Genomic DNA, 2,010 nt, shown 5'->3' with positions numbered 1-2,010 from the left:
AAAACCACTGCTCCCATAATCACGTAACGCCAACCAGAAATCATTCGTTGAGACGAGACAATGTTCAAATTACCGAGCAACAGTTGGATGATCGGAATTTGAAATGCTAAACCAGTGCTGAATAACAGTAGCAGCACAAATTCAAAATATTTATCAATTGACCAAATTTGTTCAACTACATCTGCTCCGTAGCTGATGAAAAAATTCAAAGCTGCGGGAATCAGCAGTAAATAGGCAAATACTAACCCCGCTCCAAACAGCACACTCGAACCCAAAACCACAGGCCCCACTATCCGGCGTTCGCGGCGAGTCAGTCCTGGAAGCACAAACTGGATAATTTGGTAAAGAATGAAAGGACTAGTAAGTATGATACCAGTGTAGGCTGCAACTTTGAGGGAAACAAAGAAATACTCTCCGGGTGCAAGTTGGAGAAATTTTACTCCTTGTGCGGGAACCTCAAGTAGCTGGACAATCGGTTTAACGGCAAAGAAACAGCCAATAATACCCACCGCTACGGCAATCAGAGAATAGAAAATGCGCTGCCGCAACTCTTCTAGGTGGTCGAAAAGAGACATTTCAACTTCACCTGGCAACTCATCTAGAGGATCTGTGTCTGAGTTGCCATATTCTTCGGGGTCTAGGTTGGGAACGTTTACAGTATCTACGTCTTGTGAAGGCGTCATGAGTCAGCTAGTAGGCAACATTTGTTAACTATTTTATCTGGGGAATGCAGCTAGCAAGATATGTTTTTCAGTGCTGTGGGTTTTTTGTCCTGTTTTTTCGGGTTGCGTCTGCATAAATTAGTAGTAAGCCATCTTGTAGGCAATGCCTAACCTAAAAAAGGGTGGAACCGCTAATTTAGAAATTACGTCTCTGCGGCTAGTAGCGCTGAGTAAATTGACACAACATCATAACAATACTCAGTTTGGAAATCCGGTTCATCAAGGTGGTATCTATACATAGCGTAATCGGAAATTTTTAACTGAGGTTTTATGAATCGGACAATTTGCATTGGACTGATGGCATTGCCTGTTTATTTATACAATGCTCAATTAGGCAATACTCATAGTATTGACGTGTCAATTGTCGAAAACCAGCTTCCCATAATAACTGCTCTAGTCGTTTACAGCACAAATTCTCAGTTCGATAAACTTCCGTGGCAAATATCGGCTAGAGATGACCAAACCGAAGATTGTCTTCGCGCTGGTACTTGCAGAGATTGATACTAATTCTAATTTAGAATTTCAGTAATTTCATCATAATACGGAGAGAGTTAATGGTTGCAGGAAATCAACGCACAGTAGTGGTGACAGGAGCATCAACAGGAATTGGTCAGGCGTGTGCTTTGCTTTTAGACCAGTTAGGCTTCTCTGTTTTTGCTGGCGTGCGTCAAGATATTGATGCTCAAACACTTAAACAGAAAGGGTCACAAAGGCTTATTCCGATTTTTTTAGATGTTACTGATGCTGAATCGATCGCATCTGCTGTTGATCACGTAACAAATGCAGTTGGTGGTGCGGGGATTTTAGGTTTAGTGAATAATGCCGGAATTGCTGTCCCAGGCCCCTTAGAATTATTAGCGATCGCAGAATTTCAACACCAGATGCAGGTTAATGTCACTGGACAATTAGCAGTAACACAAGCATTTCTTGGTCTATTACGCCAAGATCGGGGTCGAATTGTCAATATGGGTTCCATTTCTGGTAGAAGCCCTGCGCCGTTCCTGGGTGCTTACAATGCTTCCAAATTTGCGCTCGTTGCACTCAATGATGTGATGCGGATGGAGTTAAGCCCTTGGGGAATCTCGGTTTCAATTATTGAACCTGGTTCCATCGCTACCCCAATCTGGCAAAAGTCCCTAAATCAATCTGAAATAGCACAGCACGATTTATCCCAAACAGCACAAAATCTCTACGGTCAGGCGATGAATATTGTCCGTGAGAAAATGCAGATTATCGCATCTAGGGGAATTTCTGCGGATCTTGTTGCTCAGGCTGTTGTCCATGCGCT

At 42.9% G+C, this 2,010-nt stretch carries 4 protein-coding genes; 3 read left to right on the top strand and 1 reads right to left on the bottom strand.

Annotated features, from left to right (window positions below; translation table 11 throughout):
- Nucleotides 1-683 (bottom strand): twin-arginine translocase subunit TatC (tatC, locus tag VE944_RS29590; protein WP_324985942.1); only part of this gene is annotated, 683 nt, incomplete at its 3' end.
- Nucleotides 684-825: 142 nt separating this feature from the next.
- Here tatC and VE944_RS29585 point away from each other — a divergent pair.
- The 3 genes from VE944_RS29585 to VE944_RS29575 all read left to right on the top strand — a co-directional run.
- On the top strand, nt 826-963 hold the full coding sequence (locus VE944_RS29585) for a hypothetical protein (protein WP_324985939.1): 138 nt from the start codon (nt 826-828) through the stop codon (nt 961-963).
- 29 nt (nt 964-992) lie between these two features.
- Nucleotides 993-1,223, top strand: a complete 231-nt coding sequence (locus VE944_RS29580) for a hypothetical protein (protein WP_324985936.1) — start codon at nt 993-995, stop codon at nt 1,221-1,223.
- 53 nt (nt 1,224-1,276) lie between these two features.
- Nucleotides 1,277-2,010 (top strand): SDR family NAD(P)-dependent oxidoreductase (locus VE944_RS29575; RefSeq protein ID WP_324985933.1); only part of this gene is annotated, 734 nt, incomplete at its 3' end.

This window comes from Nostoc sp. (assembly GCF_035638895.1).
In the GTDB taxonomy this organism is placed as follows: domain Bacteria; phylum Cyanobacteriota; class Cyanobacteriia; order Cyanobacteriales; family Nostocaceae; genus Nostoc.
Note: the sequence above shows the minus strand (reverse complement) of the source record. Positions and strands in the feature narration are given on the sequence as shown.